The sequence below is a fragment of the Brevibacterium sp. FME37 genome, from assembly GCF_014897485.1.
Lineage (GTDB): Bacteria > Actinomycetota > Actinomycetes > Actinomycetales > Brevibacteriaceae > Brevibacterium.
Genome location: NZ_JABUYE010000009.1, coordinates 25,306 through 45,166 on the forward strand (window position 1 = coordinate 25,306; position 19,861 = coordinate 45,166).

Genomic DNA, 19,861 nt, shown 5'->3' on the forward strand with positions numbered 1-19,861 from the left:
GCCTCAGGCGCTGGCGTTCAGCGCCGACAGCACCGCGCCGGGAACCAGACCTTCGATGTCTCCCCCACCACCGTGGACTTCCTTGATGAGCGAGGACGAGACATGCTCGTACTCGGGGTTGCCGGGGACGAAGATCGTCTCGAGCTCACTCAGATGCTTGTTCATCAGCGCCATCGGAAGTTCGTAGGCGAAGTCTGTGCCCGAACGCAGTCCCTTGACCACGGCGGGGGCTCCGATAGAGGTGCAGTAGTCAACGAGGAGCCCCCCGGCGACGGTGTCGATGATGACGTTTTCGGCGTCGCGTGTCCGCTCGTCCTCGTCCAGGGACCGCCGGATAAGATCGGCGCGAACTTCAGGGTCGAAACGTCCGGACTTCTTGGGATTGTGCACAACGGCCACGACCACCTCGTCGAAGAGTCGGGCACTGCGGGCGATGACATCGAGATGACCCATAGTGATCGGGTCATAGGAACCGGGGCAGACAACCTTCATGTCTTCATCGTATCTCTCAGCTGCGACCACTGGTCATCAACGAGCCCGTCCTGATCACCGGCCCTGACGATGACGGCTTCGGGTTCAGTCAGCGGATTGTGCAGACGGCAGGCGGCGCCGGTCATGATCCTGCCCACGATCTCCAAGGAGAGGCGCTCGTCACCGGCTGCGATGGCCTCATTCAGCTCTCTGTGCGTTTCGATGAGGTCGCACCTGACCTCGTATCCGCGCGGATCGGAGAGTGAGAGAAGTCGGGTGTGGACCATCGAGACCTTCATCAGGCTGCTGAGCCTGATGGAGCCGGAGCAGGCGACGATCGAATGGTGGAAGTCGAGGTCGGCGTCGCCGATTGCTCGCGCAGTGTTCTCCTCGATCGCGAGCTCAAGCTTGGCCAGCGCCTGGTGGATGCGGGCGATCGGCTTGCCCGACCGGATAATGATCTTCACAGCCTGCGCCTCAATGGCTTCCCTGACCGCATAGACGTCGTCGATGTCATCAGACGTCATCCGCTTGACCCAGACTCCGCGGCCCGGTGCGTGGGTCATCACCCCTTCGCTGACAAGACGCTGCAGGGCCTCCCGCAAGGAGGGGCGGGAGACGACCAGGAGCTCTGCCGTGCGCACCTCGTTGATGGACTGCCCCGGCGCCAGCGAGCCGCTGTAGATGGCGTTCCTGATCTGATCGGCGATGAGGTCGATCGTCGAGGAACGGATGACCTTGCGCAGGACAGGAAGCTCCGAAGTCGGGGGTTGAGGCATATCACGATCATATAACGTTGTCTGACAGTGTGACATCCGAACAACAAAAGTATTGAATAGTGTTCTTGAGACGCATGTCACGAAGATGTGTCGACGTACTAAGAAAGGGACAGCTATGAAAGCCATCAAGGGGCTAGCCGCCGCGACCTCGATCCTCGCTCTGACACTCACCCTGGGGGCTTGCGGCGGAAGCGATTCCGACAAGAGCACTCTCCAGAAGGCCGTCGATGACGGAAAGATCACCGTCGGCTTCGCCGGTGAGGCTCCGTACAGCTTCGAAAAGGACGGCGAGCTCCAGGGTGCATCGGTCGCCATGGCAGAAGCAGTCTTCAAGGAACTCGGTGTCGACGACGTCGAGGGTGTCAACACCGAATTCGGTTCGCTGATCCCCGGACTGAACGCCGACCGCTTCGGTGCGATCTCCGCGGGCATGTCCATCCTGCCCGATCGCTGTGAGCAGGCCGCCTTCGGCGACCCGGAGTTCATGTACACCACCGCCCTGATGACCAAGAAGGGCAAGCAGGACGGCATGAAGACCATGGACGATGTGAAGAAGAAGGGCCTCAAGCTCGCCACCATGACCGGAGCGGTTGAGACCACCATCTATGCCAAAGAACTCGGCATCAAGACTCAGGAAGTCGGCACTCCGCAGGACGGCATGGACGCCGTGACCACGGGCCGCGCGGACGTCTTCGCACTGACCGCCATCTCGCTCAACTGGATGGAGAAGAACAACAAGGATGCAGACGTCGAGGTCGGCGATTCCTTCGTCCAGGAGATCAAGGGAGTCCCACAGGTCGGTGCCGGTGCCACGGTGTTCCGCACAGATGACACCGAACTCCGCGACAAGTGGAATGAGAAGCTCGACGAGATCGTCTCCGATGAGAAGAAGTACCTCGATGTCGTCGGCGATTTCGGCTTCACCAAGGAAGAGCGTCCTGACGGTGAGATCACGACCGATCAGCTGTGCAAGGGCGAACTGCCCACAGCCGAGTCCTGAACCGGCCCCTAGTCACTGCCGATCATGACTGACAATCTCACAACGTTGCTGAATTTCCTCCCACAGCTGTGGGAGGGAATTCAGACGACGATCATCCTCACCATCGCCGGCTCGATCGGCACCATCATCATCGCGCTCATCCTCGGACTCGCGATGACCTCCCCTCACTCCTGGCTGCACATCCCAGCCAGGATCATCGTGGAATTCTTCCGCGGCACATCACTGCTGGTCCAGCTGTTCTGGCTCTTCTACGTCTTCCCGCTCGTCTTCGATATCCACCTTGACCCTCTGATGTGCGGCATCGTTGCCCTGTCACTCAACTACGGGGCCTATTCCGCCGAGGTGGTCCGATCGTCGATCAAGACCGTGAACCCAGGCCAATGGGAGGCGGCAATCGCGCTCAGCATCTCCCCGACCCGACGTATGATCCGCGTCATCTTTCCCCAGGCTTGGGCTCTGATGATTCCCTCGCTTGCCACTCTGCTCATCCAGCTCCTCAAGGGCACGGCTGTGGTCTTCTTCATCACGCTCAGTGACCTCACGGACAAGATCCAACAACTGCGCCAGTCGACCGGAGACACCGTCTTTGCCTTCACCATCGGTCTCCTCATCTACTTCGCCCTCGCCTGGTTGATCCAGGAGGGCATGAACCTTCTCGAACGCCAAGCCACCAAACGGCTGGGACGCAGACGTCCGAACTCCCGGAGTGATCGACGAGATGCTCGTCGCGATGCTCGCGAGGAACTTCGCCGCGATCGTCTCAAATCCAATGCTGCTGCCAAACATGGAGCCTCCAAGCTAGGCCCTACCGGTCAAGGAGGTGGCCTGTGATCTGGAACTGGGAATTCGCCGCCGAAGCGCTGCCGATCCTCCTCCGAGGATTCGTCAACACGCTCATCGCCACCGTGGTCGGCACCATCATCGCCGCAATTCTGGGCCTCCTCATAGCTGTGGCTATCCGCTCACTGCCCCGCTGGATCAACTGGCTGGTCAGGTTGCTCGTCGCCTTCGTTCGCAACACGCCGCTGATCGTGCAGCTGATGTTCGTCTACTTTGCGTTCTCTGACATTCCCGGACTGGTGAACATTCCGGCGCTTGCCATCGGCTGCATCGTCATCGGCATCCACTATTCGACATACATGTCAGAAAGCTACCGTGCGGGCATCGATTCGGTGCCTCCGGGACAGCACGAGGCCGCCACGGCTTTGTCCCTACCACCGGTGCGCACATTCACCGCCGTCGTCCTCCCGCAGGCGCTGCGCGCCACGATCCCGTCGTTGGGCAACTACGCCGTGGCGATGTTCAAGGACACCCCGTTCCTGTTCGCGATCTCGGTGGTCGAACTCGTCACCTCGGCGAAGCAGTTCGGCGGTTCCACCTTCGCCTACACGGAAGCCTTCACCCTGGCCGGATTCATCTTCCTGGCCGCCAGCTACCCGACATCCCTGCTCATCCAACGATTGGACAAGCGCCTTGCCACCTACTGAGAACACCTCATCAAGCCCGGCCATCGAGTTCAAGGACGTGGAGAAGTCCTTCGGGAAGACGACGGTCCTCAAAGACCTCAACTTCACTGTCGCTCCCGGCGAGCGTGTGACCCTCATCGGGCCCAGCGGTTCGGGCAAGACGACGATTCTGCGTCTGGTTATGACCCTGGAAGAACTGACCGGCGGCTACATCTTCGTGGACGGCAAGCCTCTGACTCACACGGAGAAGAACGGCAAGCGGGTCGAGCTGCCGTCGAAGACGACGCGCGCCATGACAACACGGATCGGCATGGTCTTCCAACAGTTCAATCTCTTCCCCAATATGACGGTGCTCGAAAACATCATCGAGGCTCCCGTCCATGTGCTGGGCAGATCCAAGGCCGATGCCGTGGCAGAGGCGAAGTCGCTGTTGGACAAGGTCGGACTCGCAGACAAGGCCGATGAGCATCCCACTCGCCTTTCGGGCGGTCAGCAGCAGCGTGTGGCTATCGCACGGGCACTGGCGATGAGCCCGGAGATCCTCCTCCTCGACGAGGTGACGTCCGCGCTCGACCCCGAGCTCGTGGGAGATGTCCTCGGAGTCCTCCGCGATATCGCAGAGACGACCGACATCACGATGCTCCTGGTCACCCACGAGATGCAGTTCGCCCGCGAGGTCTCACACCGGGTGATGATGTTCGACGGCGGCCAGGTCCTCGAAGAGGGTCCGCCCGATCAGATCTTCAACAATCCGCAGCATGAACGGACCCGTACGTTCCTCTCCAGCGTGCAGTAAGCCTCACGTTCAACGGAGGCCCACCGGTATGCGATTCCGGTGGGCCTCTGGCGTTCCCGGTGGGCTTCAGCCGTACTTTCAGGTCTCGATCGTTCCGACGGACCTCAGCTGCGGATGCGGCGCACGAGCCGCCAGATCCTCACGACGACTGCAATGGCGATGAGCACCATGGCCACCCAGAACAGGATGTCCGAAGGCCCGGCCCAGAACACATCGGAGCGCCGCACCGGATCCGCTGCGTTCGTGACCGCGTCGCTCCTGCCTGCACCGGCATCAGTCTCCGACTGACTCGTCAGCCACCTGAGTGCCAACCAGAGGAGCAGCAGACCCACCCCGCAGGCTGCGAACACCCAGGGTGTGCGGTGCCAGGGACGATGAGAACTCACGCCGACTCGTCTGCTGCCGTAGCACCTACTGCGCTGGCGACATCCGCTGCCTCTTCAGAGTCGGCCTTGAGTTGGACGAAGTACAGAGCGGTCTCACCGAAGCTCTTCGAACGGAAGATTTCAAGCGCCGCCGGCATCGTCGGCTCAGGTGCGCGTGATGCGCGTTCGAGTACGACGATGGATTCCATGTCGAGGAGCCCGGAGAGCCTGCCCAGAATCTGAGTCACTGCGTCCTCACCCAGCGGGTACGGCGGATCCATGAACACCAGGTCGAAGATGCGCCCCTCACCGTCGTCGAAGTCGCTTCTGGTTTCCAGTACCTCGCCGTCCAGAACCGCGTCGAGCCCGTCAGCGTGCTCCACTCCCCCGTTGTGGCCCTCGGGTTGCAGCTGCGCCGAAGTTTGCTCCGACGAAGACTGCTGCCCCGATGCCTGCTGCGCGGCAGCCTGCAGCTTAGGGACACGCTGAGCGCTGAGGAATGACACAACGTCCGAGGAATGGATCCGAGTCGAGTGATCGATTCCGAGCTTCGCGGCATTCGCCTCGACCGCGCGGACCGAGGCACCGGCCGAATCGACGAAATCGACCTCGGCAGCACCCCGCGACATGGCCTCGAACCCCAGCCCACCGGACCCGGCGAAAAGATCGAGAACATTCGCAGCCTGCAGCACCCCGTAACCGTCGAGCATGGAGAAAAGAGATTCCTTGACCCGGTCCGAGGTCGGACGGGTGTTGGACCCGCCCGGTGCCACAAGCTTGGAACCTTTGAACGCACCAGCGATGATTCTCATTGCGTCTCCTCCTCAAGGGGGTGGTTCGACAGCACACGAAACCTTGTCATCTCACAGTAGCGCGACATCAGCTCGCCTCGATGAAGTGAGCCGATTCTGCGGGCAGAACCCTATTGATGAAGGTCCGCAGAGCCGGCAGTGCGCTCAGGTCGGGGTCGACGGAGATGATCTTCTCCGCGATGGCTCTCGCCTCTTCGACGATCGGTGCATCACGGAGAATAGACAGGTGCTTCAACGACGATCCTCCCCACTGTGAGGACCCGAGCACATCACCTTCTCCACGGGTGCCGAGATCGTATTCGGCCAGCGCAAAGCCGTCGAGGGTGCCTGCGACCTCGCTGAGCCGTTCGAAGCTCTCATCGATTTCAGGCACCTCGGTGAGCAGGAAGCACATGGCCGCACTGCCATCACGTCCGACGCGTCCGCGCAGCTGATGGAGCTGAGCGACGCCGAAGCGCTCAGCCTCGAAGACGACCATCATGGTTGCCCGAGGGACGTCGACGCCCACCTCGACGACGGTGGTGGAGACCAGGATGTCGGTCTCGCCGGAGACGAAGGCCGCCATCGTCCGGTCCTTCTCCGCCGGAGGCATCCGACCGTGCAGCAGAGCAATCGAACGTGACCGGAGCTGCTCGGAGTTCTGCAGCAGGTCTCTCAGGTCTTCGATTCCCTGTCGGCTGCCGATCACGTCGCCCGTTTCGGGATCTTCGATGTCGGAGGGGTCGATGCGGGGGAAGACCACGAAGGTGCCCCGCCCGTTCTCGGCTGCCTCGTCGATGAGCTGGAGTACGCGGGCCAACCAGTTGGGATGATCGCCCAGGGAGACGGCGTGGGTGGTGATGTCCTTGGTGCCGGCGGGCATCTCATCGAGGGTGGACACATCGAGGTCGGCGAAGACGGTCATCGCCACGGTGCGTGGGATCGGGGTCGCGGACATCACGAGGGTGTGCGGAACCTTGAGTCCGGCCTTCGCCCGCAGCGCTTCACGCTGTTCGACGCCGAACCGGTGCTGCTCATCGACGACGATGAGACCCAAGGCGTCGAACATCGTGGTGTCCGACATCAGGGCATGCGTGCCCACGACGATGTCGATCTGACCGGTGGCGAGGTCGAGTGCCAGCTGTTTGCGCTCCCGAGCCGGCATCGACCCCGTCAGCAGCGCCACCCGCACCTGATCATCGCTCGAGAGCAGAGGGCTGAGCGCCATCTGATCGCCGAGGAGGCTCTCAATTGAGCGGAAATGCTGAGTGGCCAGCACCTCGGTGGGGGCCAGCATGGCGGCCTGCGCTCCCGAATCGACGGCTGTGAGCATCGCCCGCAGCGCCACGACGGTCTTGCCGGAGCCGACGTCGCCGTGGAGCAGCCGATGCATCGCCGTCTTCCGGCCCATGTCTGCCTCGATCTCCTCACCGACGCGCAGCTGAGAGGCGGTGAGGTAGAAGGGCAGATTGTTGTCGAAGCGTTCACTTCTGGCTCCGACGTTGAGCAGAGGGGTGGCCTCGAGCCTTTCGTAATCAGCCTTGCGGGAGACGAACTCCGCCTGCAAGGCGAGTGCCTCTTCCCATTTCCACCGCTGCTTGGCTTTCTCCGTCGCCGCCGCTGACCTGGGCCGGTGCATGTCGTTGAATGCGGTGCGCAGGTCGGGCAGGTCAAGGTTTTCTCGCATGGCGGTTGGCAGCGGGTCTTCGAACTCGGCAGGGTCGGCGACATCGAGGAGAACCTTGATGGCCTTCCACAGTCGTGTCTGCGCGATGCCTTTGACTCGTGAGTAGACGGGGAATGGGGAGTTGAGGTCCTCCGGCGTCCACTTCTCATCGTGTTCGTCCCGGTTCAGCCAGGTGGGGGAGTTCAGCGTCAGCTGCCCGCGGTACTCCTCGACCTTCCCGGCGAAGACGACGGTGAGCCCGGGCACCAGCTGGCTGTCCAGCCAGCGCTGGTTGAAGAAGGCGATCTTCATCGACTGCTGTCCATCGTGGACGATCACGTCGGTGATGGTGCCGCGGCGTTTCTGCATGCGTCTGGTGTCCACGGAGATGACTTCGGCCTGCAGGATCGCGGTCTCGCCCAGGGGGAGCCCGCCCAGTGGCGTCTTCTCTCCGGGCACGAGGAACCGGCGAGGGAAGAAGCGGAACAGATCCGCCACCGAGGTGATCCCCCGCTTCTTCAGTGCACCGCGGTCTCGTGCGGTGAAGTAGTCGTCGAGGCGGGCGCTCATTCGACTCCCATGATGAGCAGTGTGGCCCGATCCCTTGAGTCGATGTCCTGGAACCTCACTTGGGCGTGTGATTTCCGGATCCAGTCCCGCAGGTGCGAGAGGACATCGGGTGCGCAGCCCGGCCCGTGGACGACGGTGAGGAGTTCCCCTCCGGCGCCCAGCAGACGATCCGCAAGCTTCTCGACCAAGGTGCTGAGCTCGGTGCTCTGAGTCTTGACCTTCCCATCTATGAAGACGCGGTAGAACTGCGAAGGATGAGACAGTGGGATCCTCCGCCCACCCTCCGAGCCAGGTTCAGCGCCCATCGAGTCATCGATGATCGGCAGGGCACCGGTCGGTGGGTTCAGTGCCAGCTGCTCGGCCGAGACGATGGTTCCCACGCGGGTACCGGCTGCGGCTTCGGTCATATCGGCGACGATCTCGTTGGTCGGGGCGAAGGGGTCATAGACCGCCAGTGCCGATAGCAGCGTGGCCACATTGCGGGAGCGCAGCACCTGTGCCCCGCTCACCTGTCCCAGCGATTTGAGGACCGTGGTGGAACTGGGGACGACGAGGACCTCTCGTTCCTCCTCGGCGATGATGTCTGTGGTCATGGCCACCGCGTCACCGGCATCCGGTGACAGGGCGCTTGCTCCGTTGAGTGCGCAGTGCATGAGCAGGCCGGTGCCCGAGACGATGGCCACCAGATGGGTCTCGCCCTCTTCCTCGTGCAGGCGCAAGTCCTCCATGTCGAGGCGGGCGATGCCGTAGCTGGCGAGGTGGTCGAGGACGATCACGGCGGTGGCTTCGTCCGCGACGTGGACGTGGACCTTGGGACCGTTGATGACGATCGATGTCCCACCGAGCGCATCAAGCGCCTCGGCGAGGGTGGATGACGTCTTTTCGGAATCGACGGATGCCGGGTTCGTGGCCAGGATGGCGATGATCTCGAGTTCATCGGAACTGGCCTGATGCACGATTCGTGGGGCCCTGGTGACCTCGACGAGCATCGAGTCTTGGGGTGTGCGGCCGGTGACCGTGGCGTAGAGGAGGTCGAAGAGTTCAACGATCCCTGTCGAGCCGGCATCTACGACCGCGGCTTCGCGCAGCACGGGCAGCTGTCCGGTGGTCTCGCGCAGAGCCGACCGGGAGCGCAGCCGCACCGCGGAGATGAGTTCGATGAGGTTGGCGCCTTTCTCGGCCTTCTCATGTGCCTCGGTGGCCATGGCGTCGAGGACGGTGAGCATAGTGCCGTCGACCGGTCGGGCCACTGCCTTTCTGGCCCGACCGGAGGCGAGCTCGAGGGCTGCTGCCATCGCTTCGGGCGTCGCCACGGTCACACCGTCCAAGGCATCTGCAACACCTTGGAGCGCGACGGCCAGGATCAGTCCGGAATTCCCACGAGCCCCGCGACCGGCGCCCTCTGCCAGTGCGGCAACGACCTGGGGCAAGGTGACGGGGCCAGTGAGCTCTTCGACGGCTAAGTAGGCGCTGCGCAGCGTGTGATACATGTTTGTGCCGGTGTCACCGTCGGGGACAGGGAAGACGTTGAGTTCGTCGATTTCGACGCGTTCCTTGCGCAGACGATCCACGGCCCGCCGAGCCCACCTGGCGGCCAGACGCCCGTTGAGGCCGATGGCTTGATTGGGTCCGCTCATGTCACTTCCCGAAATGGCTGAAGCCGCTCGTCGGCACCGGTGCGCCGTCGAGACTGACCCCGCTGCCGACTGTCATCTCTCCGATTCTCCGCCAGCCTACCGGAGGCGTGTCGAACTGCATCGACGACGCGACGAAGCCATGGTCCTCTCCCCCATTCAGCACCCAGCTCAACGCCAATTCCTCGGCAGACCGGGCTTCTGCCACAGGTGCCGGGGCTTCGGCTCCTTCCTCAGGTGCCTCGGCTTCGTCGGTGCTCTTAGCGCTGGCCAGCAGGTAGCGTGCTGCGGGCAGCAGCGGATCGATGAGTTCCTGGAGTGCGGCTCGGTCGATGTCTGCGTGGACGCCCGAGGCCGTTGCGACCCGGCCCAGGTCCGTGCTCAGCCCATCGGAGACATCGATCATCGCCGAGGCTGCCCCCATGCTCAAGACGGCCGCATAGTCCGGCTGTGGGGCCAACTGAGTGGAGATCAGCTCTTTGAGACTCGCATCGAGCTCGGGCTGCTCGCCCGTGTTCCCGGCACGATCGCCGAGACCGGCGAAGAGAAGATCCAATCCGGCAGCGGCGCGACCGATGGTCCCGGCCAGGTAGATCGAGTCGCCCGGCTTGGCACCCACGCGGGTGATCGCTGCGCCGCTTCCTGCAGCTGTGGCTTCAGGGCCTCCGACGGTGCCCAGCGCTGTGATCGCGACGACGATGAGCCCGGAGGACGAAAGGTCACCACCGATGATGGGAATGTCGCAGTCCAGCTCCTCACCGGCACGCGCCGCCTCGGCGACGATGCCTGCGAAGAGTGCCTCGAGGTCATCGATATCGGTTGAGTTCGGCACGGCCAATGACACGAGCAGCCCGTGCGGCACGGCGCCCATGACGCACACATCGGAAAGATTCTGTGCTGCGGCTTTGACTCCGAGCCGAGACCAGTCGAGCCAGGTGCGAGTGAAGTCCTCGTTCTCCACGAGCATGTCGGCAGTCGACACAAGATTACCCTCCACCGCGGTCACCGCGGCATCGTCTCCGGGTCCGATGATCACCTGCGAACCGCCGCGATTGTGAGAGAGGATGCGTTCGAGCACGTGTGATTCGCCAAGTTCGGACAGTCGGGTCATGACTCAAGGTTATCGGGAGATACGGTAGTTGTATGAGATCTCGTCGCCTCCGCCCGTCGCCTCGCCCCTCGCTTCGGAAGAGGCCTCAGAAGACGCGCACTATCGCACTCGCAGCCATTGCCACTGTGGTGGCTGGTGTGAGCCTGGCCGGATGCGAGAGAACCGTCGTCGTTGACCCGGCTCAGGACGCACAGAATCCCAAATGCGCCGACATCATGCTGCGCATGCCCGATGAGATCGCCGGCCAGAAGTCACGCACGACATCCTCCCAGGGCACGATGGCGTGGGGAGATCCCAATATCGCTGTCGTCCGCTGCGGCGTCACTCCTCCGGGACCGACGACTGATCAGTGCGTGAGCGTGAGCAGCGTCGACTGGATTTCAAAGGCCTCCGAAGAGGACGACACTTGGGTGTTCACCAGCTACGGTCGCACCCCGGCGGTCGAAGTTCTTGTCAACCGCAAAGCAGAATCGGGCAACAATGTCCTCGCTGCCATCTCACCGGCCCTGACCGCCGTCAAGGCAGAGGCCAAGTGCGTAGGAGCCCAAGACCTCGACAGCTGAGCAGGTCCGCTGAGTTGGTGCTCTGAACCAGTCCCCTCAGCAGGCCCCCTCAACATCGAGGGGCATACTTAGCCTCGACCGGGCTACTTACCTTCGAGGGTAGACGTTCTACTATGGCCGCTCGATGATAAGTAGCCCCCTCGGCGCAGTCACCATGCTTGTAAACGATGAGGGGCGATCACTGGACATGTGTGTACTCAACGCCGTTTGATGACGCTTGATGACGTTCATTGCATTTCGGCATCATTGAGAGTCATAATGAGCCCATGGTCTCTGTCTTCAGATCCAAAGAGCTCCATAACCTCGGGTTCACCGAGGCGGGCATTCAGGGTGCGCTGAGCTGTTGTCTGCGCCGGATTCGGCGCGGACACTTCGTTCTGTATTCGCCCTGCACCACGACTGAACATATACCGCTCCACCTTCTGCACGACGCCACCGCCACGGACTACCCGCGACAATATGGGGACATTCGAGACAATTCGGAATGGCTGAAGGTGCTTATCCGCTCGTATGCTGATGAACTTCAGTCGGGAGCGGTCTTCTCTCACGTGTCCGCAGCGCTGATACACGGTCTTGCCCCTCCGTTTCCGGCAACAGAGTCCGCCGAGGTGATCCGGCCCGGCATGCACCGTGCAAAGAAGACCCTGCTAACTCGGGACCGTGCACTGAACTCTGAAGAACTGGCAGAGATCGGCGATCTGCCCGTGACCACCATCGCCAGAACACTTCTCGACCTTGCCAGCGACTATCCTCTGGAAGTATCGGTCCCCTACATCTCTGAGGCACTGCGGCGAGGACTCACTTCGTGCGAATCGCTGCGCGACGGTATCCGAACAGGCACTCGTGGTTGCAGACAAGCCGTGCAGGCTATCAATCTGGCCAGCCCGGCTCACGAGTCATCTGCGGAAGCACTGTGCGCCGTGAAGTTCTTTCGCTTCAACATCACCGGGATGGTTCCGCAGATTAATGCTTACGACCTCTCCGGAAAGTGGATCGCACGCAATGACTTCCAACATGACAAGCATCCGCTGATCGTCGAGGTCCACGGCGTGGGAAAGTACTATCTCAATGCCGCAGGGCCAGACCAAGCGAGTTCTGCTAACCATGAACGACACATGAAGCTGCTCAACGCCGGATACCGAGTCTTCAACCTCGTTTGGGCAGACCTCTTCCGCACGAGTGAGTTCGTGAGGATCAGAGCAGCTCTCGCCGAGTTCGACTGACAGCCGCCGACGCACACAATCAACTGAGTGCATTGCGGCAAGCAAGAACGGGCGTGCACACCCAGCAAGGTGACTCAATGAGACGCCTCAGTGAGACCACTCAGCATTGACCGGGCTACTTAGCCTCGAGCGACGAGGCTATAGCGTGATCCTTCGACGCTAAGTAGGCCCCTCGACGAGAAGCGCCGTATGGCACCGGAACTCAGTGGGTGCGGGCGTGATCGACCAGTGCGATGGTGATGAGCTCTGAGATGAGTGCCGGGTACTCGATGCCCGAGTTCGACCACATGAATGGGTACGCCGAGGTGGGGGTGAAGCCTGGGAGGGTGTTGATCTCGTTGATGAGGACTTCCCCCGCCCCTGTCACGAACGTGTCCACGCGTGAGAGTCCCGTGCAGTCGAAGAGCCGGAAGACCTGGGCCGAGAGTTCCTGGATCCGGGCCGTCGTCTTCTCGTCCACCCGTGCCGGGCAGGTCAGCTGCGCATCCGCGAGGTTGAGGTATTTGGCCTCGAAGTCATAGAACGAGTGCTCCCCTGAGACTTCGATCTCTCCGGGGTACGAGACTCGGATCTCACGGTCGTAGACGGAGCCGAGCACCGCGCACTCGATCTCACGGCCCACAACCTGTGGTTCGACGATGACCTTCGCATCATGCTCGAAGGCAGAGCGCAGCGCCTGATCCAGCCCCTCGGCTGATTCGACGCGACTGACTCCCATCGACGATCCTGCCCGAGCAGGCTTGACGAACACGGGCAGCCCCAGGCCGGCGATCCGCTCCTGCGCCTCGGCCTGATCGGCGTCCCACATGGTTTCGGTCACGAGCTCCCAGGGGCATGTCGGGATTCCGGCATGGGCCATCAGGGACTTCGTGTAGTGCTTATCCATGCTCGCCGCCGAGGCGAAGACCCCGGAACCGACGAAGGCCGTGTCGCTGAGCTCGAACAGACCTTGCAGAGTTCCGTCCTCCCCGTACTGGCCGTGCAGCAGCGGGAAGTAGACATCAACGGATCCGAGTTCGGTGTAGCGGCCCTCGGCATCGCGCTGCAGCAGGGGCGAGCCCTGAGCGGAGATCGGCGGGATGACCTCGGTTCCGTTGTCGAGCACCTCTGGCATATCGGCCGGGTCGAAGGCCATCGTCGACCAGTCGTCGACGATGCGCCACACACCGGCCTTCGTAATGCCGATCGGCAGCACTCGGTAGGCGTCTTCATCGATGGCCTGAATGACTCCGGCAGCAGTGACACAGCTGACGGCGTGTTCGCTCGATCGTCCGCCGAAGAGGACTGCGACGAGTGGCCGGTGATCATTTTCAGGCATAGGAATCCTTGGTCGTCAGAGCGCGTGACCGTTTGTACGGACTGGAAAACTCTAGCTCACTTGAGCTCGAACGTGCATTCCAACCAGGCACGGGCGATGCCCTTGAAGAACATGTTGAACCCGGCGAAGGCCGGTGAAGCGGAATCGTCGAGGCCCAGCGGCTCAGCGAGTGCTGTGACGATGAAGAAGTAGCGGTGTGATCCGTGCCCCTGGGGTGGTGCAGCACCGACGAAACGGGGTTCACCTGCATCGTTGCGCAGCGTCACGGATCCTGCCGGCAGGAGGTCTGCCGAGGGATCGCCGGCGTTGGCGGGCAGGCTGGTCGTCGACGCGTCGAGGTCGGTCACAACCCAGTGCCAGAAGCCGGAACCGGTGGGTGCATCCGGGTCATAGCAGGTCACAGCGAAGGCCTTGGTCTCTTCGGGGAATCCCGACCAGGACAGCTGCGGGGAGACGTCCTGACCGCCGTCAACACCCATCGCACCCGAGAGCTGCGGACCGGTGAGTTCGGCGCCGTTCTCAATGTCTGTGCTGGTGAGGGTGAATGTCGGGACGTCGGAAAGGTTGTAGAACGGTGAGTTGACGCTCATGACTGCTCCTTCTCGTTGAAATTCCTGCTGAGACGCTGAGGCGATCAGGCCGGTGGCCCTTCGTGCTTACGCTTCCGAGACAACAGCAAACCGGCGAGTTCGTCAACCCGCAGCCGCCCGGCGAGGACGGCACACACGGCTTCCGTGATCGGCAGGTCGACCGAGTACTTGCGTCCCAGCGCAAGGATGGCAGGAGCCGATTTCACTCCCTCAGCGGTCTGGAGGGTGTGGGCGATGACGTCGTCAAGGCTCATGCCCTCGCCGAGGTGGCGCCCGAAAGTTCTGTTCCTCGACAGCGGCGAGGCGCAGGTGGCGACGAGGTCACCGAGCCCGGCCAGCCCGGAGAGGGTATGCGACTGGGCGCCCATGGCGGCAGCCAAGCGGGACGTCTCGGCCAGACCACGGGTGATGATCGACGCCTTCGAGTTGTCGCCGAGCTTCTGCCCATCGGCGATGCCGACGGCCAGTGCGATGACGTTCTTCACCGCGCCGCCCATCTCGACACCGACGACGTCGGTGTTCGTGTATGGACGGAAGTACCCGTTGGCGCTGATCTCAGCGACCACCTCGGCGGTGTCGATGCTCTCCGAGGCGACGACGGTGGCGGTGGGCTGTTGGTCGGCGATCTCACGGGCCAGGTTCGGTCCGGACACGACCGCGATCTGGCCCGGATCCACCTCGGCGACCTCGGCGATAACCTCGGACATGCGCATGCCGGTGTCGACCTCGATGCCTTTCATCAGGCTCACGAGCCTGACTCCCGGACGCAGGTGATCCTTCCAGCGACTCAAGTTCTCTCGCAGGGTCTGTGCGGGAACGGCGAGGATGATGACCTCGGCGTCGGTGACCGCGGCAACGTCGTCATCGGTGGCCGTCAGCAGCTCGGGCAGGACCCGATCGCCCAGGTACCGTTCGTTCGTGTGCGAGCGCGTGATCTCTTCTGCGACCTCGGCCCTCCGGGCCCAGAGCGTGACGGGGAATCCGGCATCGGCGACGACGGCGGCATAGGTGGTCCCCCACGATCCTGCACCCAGTACTGCTGTCTTCTCGACGCTCATTCGCCTGCCTCCTCGTTGTGGAATCTCTCTGGCAGCTCCCGGCCCGAGAGCTCACCCACCATCACTGCGATGGTGTTCGTCAGACGCTTCGTCAGCAACGTCTTCGATCGTTTCTCGTCGCGATGTCCCCACAAATCGTCATAGCTGAGGGCAGGACCGAAGCGCACCACCGAGGTGTTGCTCATCGGCCTGAACTTGGGCAGCTTCGCTCCCCGTGGGTAGATTCCGTTGAGCCCCCAGTGGGCGACGGGAATGATCTGGGCCCCAGTTTCCAGCGCCAGCCGCGCGGTTCCGGATTTGAAGTGCTGGGGCCAGAACTCCTCATCCTTCGTCAGCGTGCCTTCGGGGTAGATGACGACGGTCTCACCCCTAGCCAGCGCTTCCTTGGCGTAGTCCAGGGAGTCACCGGCCTGTGCCGAAGCCCGCAGCACCGGGATCTGGCCCAGGCCCTTGAGAATGACACCGAGTGCCCCAGAGAACAGAGTCGACTTCGCAAGGAAGTGTGGGACCCGACCATTGCGCCACAGTGCGAGGCCGACGAGGATCGGGTCGAGGTGGTTCGCGTGATAGGCGGCAACGATCGCTCCGGTACCCCGGGGCGGCAGATTCTCCGAGTTCTCGACCGTCATCTTCGTGGCGGTGCGCATGAGCCCGTAGGCCGAGGTCGCGGCGGCGAAGGCCACTCGCTTCTGCGAACGCACCGAAGCGGGGTCGAAGGAGACGAGCTCCTTCGACTCAACATCCTCGCTCATGCGGAGACCTCGGCGCCGAGACCCAGCAGCTTGTCGAGGAAGTTCTCGTATCCGCGGTTGATGAGTTCGATGCCGTGGACCTGGCTGGTGCCGCGTGCCGCCAATGCGGCGATGAGGTGGCTGAACCCGCCGCGCAGGTCGGGCACGTCGATGCGTGTTCCCGTGAGTTCGGTGGGTCCGGAGACCACGGCCGAGTGCTGGTAGTTGCGGCGCCCGAAGCGGCAGGGTGTGCCGCCGAGGCACTCGCGGTAGAGCTGGATCTGGGCGCCCATCTCACCGAGTGCGTGGGTGAAGCCGAAGCGGTTCTCGTACACGGTCTCGTGGATGATCGACAGGCCCTCGGCCTGGGTCATGGCCACGACGAGCGGCTGCTGCCAGTCGGTCATGAAGCCCGGGTGCACATCGGTTTCCAGCGCGAAGGATGTGAGTTTGCCGCCGGGGTGGCGGAAGCGGATCCCTGACTCCTCGACCTCGAATTCGCCGCCGATGCGGCGGAAGACGTTGAGGAAGGTGATGAGTTCGGGCTGGGAGGCGCCTTCGACGAAGATGTCTCCGCCGGTGGCCAGCGCGGCCGAGGCCCATGAGGCGGTCTCATTGCGATCAGGCAGCGCCCGGTGGATGAAGCCGCGCAGGGAGTCCACACCTTCGATGCGCACCACCCGGTCGGTGTCCACGGTGATGATGGCGCCCATCTTTTGGAGCAGCGCGATGAGATCCATGATCTCGGGCTCGATGGCCGCATTGCGCAGTTCGGTCACACCTTCGGCGCGGACGGCGGTCAGCAGCACCTGCTCGGTGGCTCCGACGGAGGGGAAGGGCAGTTCGACCTTCGTGCCTTGGAGGCGTCCCCGGGTGGTGAGCATGATGCCGCCGGAGGTCTTGTCGACCTCGGCGCCGAACTGCCGCAGCACGTCGAGATGGAAGTTGATGGGACGGTCACCGATATGGCAGCCGCCCAGGTCAGGAATGAACGCTTGGCCCAAGCTGTGCAGGAGAGGTCCGCAGAAGAGGATCGGGATCCGTGAGGAACCGGCATGCGCATCGATGTCGACGATCGACCCCTGCGCCATGTCCGAGGGATCCAGGTGGAGCTCACCGTCGGGCAACTGCCCATCGGGACCGGGCGTGACCCGAACTCCGTGGAGTTCGAGCAGACCGGTGACGATCTCAACGTCCCTGATCTGCGGGACTCCCCGCAGCACGGAGGGTGTCTCCCCCAGCAATGAGGCGACCATGGCCTTGGGTACCAGGTTCTTGGCACCTCTGACCTGGACGGTTCCGCCTAGCGGATTGCCGCCGCGAACTTCGAGCATGTTCCTCCCTGCGTCACACTTGCACCCGGTGGGATCCGGACGTGGTCCAGACTAATCCGGACTCGTCCAAGACTAGCGCAGACGACGCGTGGGTCCCCTGTGGGAAGGCTCTCAGACCTTCGCGGGCAGGGTCTTCGGTTTGAATGCGGCGCGTCGGGATTCGAAATCAGAGATTTCGGATTCCTTGGCCAGGGTCAGGCTGATGTCGTCATGGCCCTCGAGGAGGCGCCAGCGCGTGTAGTCATCGATTTGGAAGGTCACGGTGACCGAATCGCAGGTGACGGTCTTCTCGTTCAAGTCGACGGTGATCGGCGTGCCCGGGTGGTTCTCCAGGATCTTCCAGATCAGTTCGATGTCGTCCTGTTCCAGCTGAGCTGCCAGGAGGCCCTCTTTGCCGGAGTTGCCGCGGAAGATGTCGCCGAAGCGGGAGGAGAGAACGACACGGAATCCGTAGTCCTTCAGTGCCCACACGGCGTGTTCACGCGAGGAGCCGGTGCCGAAGTCGGGTCCGGCCACGAGGACCGAGCCGGCGGAGAAGTCGGGATCGTTGAGGACGAAGTCCTCGGCGGTCCGCCACCGGTAGAACAGGGCGTCTTCGAATCCGGTGCGGGTGACGCGTTTGAGGAACTTCGCCGGGATGATCTGGTCGGTGTCGATGTTGGCGCGGCGCAGGGGAACGCCGGTGCCGGTATGTGTGCTGAAAGCTTCCATCAGTCGTCAGTCCTTAAACGTTCGCCGAGGTGGGGGTGGGTGTCAGTGTCAAGGTGGGCTTATCGTCCGTCCACGCCACCGGCTCGGCGTCGCGTGGGAGATCCTTGACGTCACCGGGTGAGGACAGGGTCCCGCGCACGGCGGTGGCGGCGGCCACGAGCGGGGACACGAGGTGGGTGCGCCCGCCCTTGCCCTGACGGCCCTCGAAGTTGCGGTTCGAGGTCGAGGCGCACCGTTCACCGTCGGCCAGCTGGTCAGGGTTCATGCCCAGGCACATCGAGCAGCCGGCGAAGCGCCACTCACCTCCGAAGTCCTTGAAGATCTTGTCGAGGCCCTCGTCCTCGGCCTGCAGGCGGACCTTCGCGGAGCCTGGAACGACCATGAAGCGGACGTTCTCGGCCTTCTTCCGGCCCCGAACCACCTCGGCGGCGGCTCGCAGGTCCTCGATGCGTGAGTTCGTGCACGAACCGAGGAACACGGTGTCGACTTCGATCTCACGCAGCGGGGTGCCCGGCGTCAGACCCATGTAGGCCAGTGCGTTGGCGGCCGAGGCCTTGTCGTTCTCGTCGGCGAAGTCATCCGGTGAGGGCACGGAGGCAGACAGCGGCAGTCCCTGTCCGGGGTTGGTTCCCCAGGTCACGAACGGTTCGATGTCCTTGGCTTCGAGGACGACCTCGTGGTCGAAGGTGGCGCCCTCGTCGGTGTACAGGGTCTTCCAGTACTCGACCGCTGCGTCCCAGTCTTCACCCTCGGGTGCGTGCGGGCGACCCTTGACGTAGTCGAAGGTGGTCTCGTCGGGGGCGACCATGCCGGCGCGGGCTCCGGCCTCGATCGACATGTTGCAGATGGTCATCCGTGCTTCCATCGACAGCGCCCGGATCGCCGAGCCACGGTACTCGAGCACATAGCCCTGACCGCCGCCGGTGCCGATCTTCGCGATGATGGCGAGGATGATGTCCTTGGCGCTCGAGCCTTCGGGCAGTTCGCCGTCGACGGTGATCGACATCGTCTTGAAGGCCTTGAGGCTCAGCGTCTGGGTGGCGAGCACATGCTCGACCTCGGAGGTGCCGATGCCCAGTGCGAGAGCACCGAAGGCGCCGTGGGTGGAGGTGTGCGAGTCGCCGCAGACGACGGTGGTGCCCGGCTGGGTCAGGCCCAGCTGGGGGCCGACGACGTGGACGATTCCCTGATCAGCATCGCCGAGGCTGTGCAGCCGGATCCCGAATTCCTTCGTGTTCTGCCGCAGAGTTTCGATCTGTGTGGCGGAGGTGGGTTCGGCGATGGGTTTGTCGATGTCCCAGGTCGGAGTGTTGTGATCCTCCGTGGCGATCGTCAGGTCGGGGCGGCGCACGGGGCGCCCGGCGAGTCGGAGTCCGTCGAATGCCTGCGGGCTGGTGACCTCGTGGACGAGGTGGAGATCGATGTAGATGAGGTCGGGCGCACCGTCTTCGCCCAGGGATACGACGTGGTCGGCCCAGACCTTCTCGGCCAAAGTGCGTGGCATGATTCCTCCCGCGGGTACAGGGATTGCCTGTACATGCTTACTGCTGTGATGGCCCGTATTCGGGCGCGAGTGACATTCGATATGGTGACTCGAGGAGGGCCCAATGGGGTCTCAACGAGTGTGTACAGGAAACTTACTCGCCCGTATCGCATTTCGAACTTGCATCTCGCCCACTGAGAC

At 63.0% G+C, this 19,861-nt stretch carries 20 protein-coding genes; 6 read left to right on the top strand and 14 right to left on the bottom strand.

Annotated features, from left to right (window positions below; all coding sequences use genetic code 11):
- Nucleotides 1–3: 3 nt before the first annotated feature.
- Both coaD and INT29_RS11795 read right to left on the bottom strand, forming a co-directional pair.
- Nucleotides 4–492 carry a pantetheine-phosphate adenylyltransferase gene (coaD, locus tag INT29_RS11790; RefSeq protein WP_101571284.1) on the bottom strand — a complete coding sequence of 163 codons (489 nt, stop codon included), beginning with the start codon at nucleotides 490–492 and terminating at the stop codon, nucleotides 4–6.
- A complete protein-coding gene (locus INT29_RS11795) occupies nucleotides 489–1,250 on the bottom strand; it encodes a GntR family transcriptional regulator (protein ID WP_193071736.1) in 762 nt (253 codons plus the stop codon). Before INT29_RS11795 ends, coaD begins: the two co-directional genes overlap by 4 nt.
- 115 nt (nucleotides 1,251–1,365) lie before the next feature.
- Between INT29_RS11795 and INT29_RS11800 the strand changes: the two genes are divergently transcribed.
- From INT29_RS11800 to ehuA, 4 genes are read left to right on the top strand one after another with little or no spacing between them, the layout of a single operon-like run.
- Nucleotides 1,366–2,250 carry a transporter substrate-binding domain-containing protein gene (locus INT29_RS11800; RefSeq protein WP_193071737.1) on the top strand — a complete coding sequence of 295 codons (885 nt, stop codon included), beginning with the start codon at nucleotides 1,366–1,368 and terminating at the stop codon, nucleotides 2,248–2,250.
- 24 nt (nucleotides 2,251–2,274) lie between these two features.
- Nucleotides 2,275–3,081, top strand: a complete 807-nt coding sequence (ehuC, locus tag INT29_RS11805) for an ectoine/hydroxyectoine ABC transporter permease subunit EhuC (protein ID WP_193071738.1) — start codon at nucleotides 2,275–2,277, stop codon at nucleotides 3,079–3,081.
- Entirely contained in the window at nucleotides 3,078–3,737 is a 660-nt protein-coding gene (gene ehuD / locus INT29_RS11810) for an ectoine/hydroxyectoine ABC transporter permease subunit EhuD (RefSeq protein WP_193071739.1), read from the top strand. The genes ehuC and ehuD overlap by 4 nt, the downstream gene beginning before the upstream one ends.
- Entirely contained in the window at nucleotides 3,724–4,512 is a 789-nt protein-coding gene (gene ehuA, locus INT29_RS11815; RefSeq protein WP_193071740.1) for an ectoine/hydroxyectoine ABC transporter ATP-binding protein EhuA, read from the top strand. Before ehuD ends, ehuA begins: the two co-directional genes overlap by 14 nt.
- 104 nt (nucleotides 4,513–4,616) lie before the next feature.
- Here ehuA and INT29_RS11820 read toward each other — a convergent pair whose 3' ends face one another.
- The 5 genes from INT29_RS11820 to INT29_RS11840 form a co-directional block, all read right to left on the bottom strand.
- A complete protein-coding gene (locus INT29_RS11820) occupies nucleotides 4,617–4,898 on the bottom strand; it encodes a hypothetical protein (protein WP_193071741.1) in 282 nt (93 codons plus the stop codon).
- A complete protein-coding gene (locus INT29_RS11825; RefSeq protein ID WP_193071742.1) occupies nucleotides 4,895–5,689 on the bottom strand; it encodes an RsmD family RNA methyltransferase in 795 nt (264 codons plus the stop codon). Before INT29_RS11825 ends, INT29_RS11820 begins: the two co-directional genes overlap by 4 nt.
- A 67-nt stretch (nucleotides 5,690–5,756) precedes the next feature.
- Complete coding sequence (locus INT29_RS11830) at nucleotides 5,757–7,904, bottom strand: ATP-dependent DNA helicase RecG (protein ID WP_101571300.1); 2,148 nt, start codon at nucleotides 7,902–7,904, stop codon at nucleotides 5,757–5,759.
- The gene (locus INT29_RS11835) at nucleotides 7,901–9,541 is read right to left on the bottom strand and encodes a DAK2 domain-containing protein (protein ID WP_193071743.1); all 1,641 of its coding nucleotides are present in this window, start codon (nucleotides 9,539–9,541) and stop codon (nucleotides 7,901–7,903) included. The genes INT29_RS11830 and INT29_RS11835 overlap by 4 nt, the downstream gene beginning before the upstream one ends.
- A gap of 1 nt (nucleotide 9,542) precedes the next feature.
- Complete coding sequence (locus tag INT29_RS11840; protein ID WP_193071744.1) at nucleotides 9,543–10,649, bottom strand: thiamine-phosphate kinase; 1,107 nt, start codon at nucleotides 10,647–10,649, stop codon at nucleotides 9,543–9,545.
- Nucleotides 10,650–10,681: 32 nt separating this feature from the next.
- On the opposite strand from INT29_RS11840, the gene INT29_RS11845 reads away from it, so the two are divergent.
- Both INT29_RS11845 and INT29_RS11850 read left to right on the top strand, forming a co-directional pair.
- Nucleotides 10,682–11,212, top strand: a complete 531-nt coding sequence (locus INT29_RS11845; protein WP_226841906.1) for a DUF3515 family protein — start codon at nucleotides 10,682–10,684, stop codon at nucleotides 11,210–11,212.
- A 266-nt stretch (nucleotides 11,213–11,478) separates the two neighbouring features.
- Entirely contained in the window at nucleotides 11,479–12,435 is a 957-nt protein-coding gene (locus tag INT29_RS11850; RefSeq protein WP_193071745.1) for a hypothetical protein, read from the top strand.
- Between the two features lie 202 nt (nucleotides 12,436–12,637).
- Here the strand turns inward: INT29_RS11850 and INT29_RS11855 are convergent, their stop codons facing one another.
- The 7 genes from INT29_RS11855 to leuC form a co-directional block, all read right to left on the bottom strand.
- Nucleotides 12,638–13,753, bottom strand: coding sequence for a D-alanine--D-alanine ligase family protein (locus INT29_RS11855; RefSeq protein ID WP_101571308.1), 1,116 nt, complete (start codon nucleotides 13,751–13,753; stop codon nucleotides 12,638–12,640).
- 56 nt (nucleotides 13,754–13,809) lie between these two features.
- The gene (locus tag INT29_RS11860; protein ID WP_193071746.1) at nucleotides 13,810–14,343 is read right to left on the bottom strand and encodes a YbhB/YbcL family Raf kinase inhibitor-like protein; all 534 of its coding nucleotides are present in this window, start codon (nucleotides 14,341–14,343) and stop codon (nucleotides 13,810–13,812) included.
- A 44-nt stretch (nucleotides 14,344–14,387) separates the two neighbouring features.
- The gene (locus tag INT29_RS11865; protein ID WP_101571312.1) at nucleotides 14,388–15,401 is read right to left on the bottom strand and encodes an NAD(P)H-dependent glycerol-3-phosphate dehydrogenase; all 1,014 of its coding nucleotides are present in this window, start codon (nucleotides 15,399–15,401) and stop codon (nucleotides 14,388–14,390) included.
- Nucleotides 15,398–16,153, bottom strand: coding sequence for a lysophospholipid acyltransferase family protein (locus tag INT29_RS11870; RefSeq protein ID WP_193071747.1), 756 nt, complete (start codon nucleotides 16,151–16,153; stop codon nucleotides 15,398–15,400). The genes INT29_RS11865 and INT29_RS11870 overlap by 4 nt, the downstream gene beginning before the upstream one ends.
- Nucleotides 16,150–17,466: a UDP-N-acetylglucosamine 1-carboxyvinyltransferase gene (gene murA, locus INT29_RS11875; protein ID WP_101571316.1), complete on the bottom strand. Its 1,317-nt coding sequence runs from the start codon at nucleotides 17,464–17,466 to the stop codon at nucleotides 16,150–16,152. Before murA ends, INT29_RS11870 begins: the two co-directional genes overlap by 4 nt.
- A 111-nt stretch (nucleotides 17,467–17,577) precedes the next feature.
- On the bottom strand, nucleotides 17,578–18,177 hold the full coding sequence (gene leuD, locus INT29_RS11880) for a 3-isopropylmalate dehydratase small subunit (protein ID WP_101571318.1): 600 nt from the start codon (nucleotides 18,175–18,177) through the stop codon (nucleotides 17,578–17,580).
- 13 nt (nucleotides 18,178–18,190) lie between these two features.
- Nucleotides 18,191–19,681: a 3-isopropylmalate dehydratase large subunit gene (gene leuC / locus INT29_RS11885; RefSeq protein WP_101571320.1), complete on the bottom strand. Its 1,491-nt coding sequence runs from the start codon at nucleotides 19,679–19,681 to the stop codon at nucleotides 18,191–18,193.
- Nucleotides 19,682–19,861: the final 180 nt, after the last annotated feature.

Excerpts from the sequence above, each read along its gene's own strand:
- INT29_RS11865 (WP_101571312.1), bottom strand. The coding sequence starts at position 15,401 with ATGAGCGTCGAGAAGACAGCAGTACTGGGTGCAGGATCGTGGGGGACC.
- INT29_RS11800 (WP_193071737.1), top strand. The coding sequence starts at position 1,366 with ATGAAAGCCATCAAGGGGCTAGCCGCCGCGACCTCGATCCTCGCTCTG.
- ehuC (WP_193071738.1), top strand. The coding sequence starts at position 2,275 with ATGACTGACAATCTCACAACGTTGCTGAATTTCCTCCCACAGCTGTGG.
- INT29_RS11855 (WP_101571308.1), bottom strand. The coding sequence starts at position 13,753 with ATGCCTGAAAATGATCACCGGCCACTCGTCGCAGTCCTCTTCGGCGGA.
- INT29_RS11870 (WP_193071747.1), bottom strand. The coding sequence starts at position 16,153 with ATGAGCGAGGATGTTGAGTCGAAGGAGCTCGTCTCCTTCGACCCCGCT.
- INT29_RS11850 (WP_193071745.1), top strand. The coding sequence starts at position 11,479 with ATGGTCTCTGTCTTCAGATCCAAAGAGCTCCATAACCTCGGGTTCACC.
- INT29_RS11835 (WP_193071743.1), bottom strand. The coding sequence starts at position 9,541 with ATGAGCGGACCCAATCAAGCCATCGGCCTCAACGGGCGTCTGGCCGCC.
- murA (WP_101571316.1), bottom strand. The coding sequence starts at position 17,466 with ATGCTCGAAGTTCGCGGCGGCAATCCGCTAGGCGGAACCGTCCAGGTC.
- leuC (WP_101571320.1), bottom strand. The coding sequence starts at position 19,681 with ATGCCACGCACTTTGGCCGAGAAGGTCTGGGCCGACCACGTCGTATCC.
- INT29_RS11860 (WP_193071746.1), bottom strand. The coding sequence starts at position 14,343 with ATGAGCGTCAACTCACCGTTCTACAACCTTTCCGACGTCCCGACATTC.
- leuD (WP_101571318.1), bottom strand. The coding sequence starts at position 18,177 with ATGGAAGCTTTCAGCACACATACCGGCACCGGCGTTCCCCTGCGCCGC.
- INT29_RS11845 (WP_226841906.1), top strand. The coding sequence starts at position 10,682 with ATGAGATCTCGTCGCCTCCGCCCGTCGCCTCGCCCCTCGCTTCGGAAG.
- INT29_RS11840 (WP_193071744.1), bottom strand. The coding sequence starts at position 10,649 with ATGACCCGACTGTCCGAACTTGGCGAATCACACGTGCTCGAACGCATC.
- INT29_RS11830 (WP_101571300.1), bottom strand. The coding sequence starts at position 7,904 with ATGAGCGCCCGCCTCGACGACTACTTCACCGCACGAGACCGCGGTGCA.
- INT29_RS11795 (WP_193071736.1), bottom strand. The coding sequence starts at position 1,250 with ATGCCTCAACCCCCGACTTCGGAGCTTCCTGTCCTGCGCAAGGTCATC.
- INT29_RS11825 (WP_193071742.1), bottom strand. The coding sequence starts at position 5,689 with ATGAGAATCATCGCTGGTGCGTTCAAAGGTTCCAAGCTTGTGGCACCG.
- coaD (WP_101571284.1), bottom strand. The coding sequence starts at position 492 with ATGAAGGTTGTCTGCCCCGGTTCCTATGACCCGATCACTATGGGTCAT.